This window comes from Acinetobacter sp. USHLN143 (assembly GCF_037145695.1).
Lineage (GTDB): Bacteria > Pseudomonadota > Gammaproteobacteria > Pseudomonadales > Moraxellaceae > Acinetobacter > Acinetobacter fasciculus.
In genome coordinates this window covers 1-389 of the sequence record NZ_JBBCWZ010000236.1, presented here as the reverse complement: position 1 = coordinate 389, position 389 = coordinate 1, and the positions used below count along the sequence as shown (strand labels likewise).

The following is a 389-nucleotide window of genomic DNA, read 5'->3' as shown; positions in this document are numbered from 1 at the left end:
GTGCGCTGGTATTGTAAATATGGCATTAGCTATCGTGAACTGCAGGAAATGCTGGCCGAACGGGGTGTGAATGTTGATCACACGACTATTTACCGTTGGGTTCAACGTTATGCTCCTGAAATAGAAAAACGTTTACGCTGGTATTGGCGTAATCCTACAGATCTGAGCTCGTGGCATATTGATGAAACCTATGTAAAAGTGAATGGACGATGGTCTTATCTGTATCGTGCAGTCGATCAACGTGGCGATACCATTGATTTTTATCTTTCTTCTAGACGTAATACCAAATCAGCATATTGTTTTCTTGGAAAAATTTTAAATAATGTGAAGAAGTGGCAAATTCCACAAGTGATCAACACGGATAAAGCACCCACATATGGACGTGCTTT

At 40.6% G+C, this 389-nt stretch carries 1 pseudogene; it reads left to right on the top strand.

Annotation, left to right across the window (positions count from 1 at the left end):
• A pseudogene (locus WFH18_RS17875) lies at positions 1 to 389 on the top strand (IS6-like element IS1006 family transposase); the annotation flags it as partial.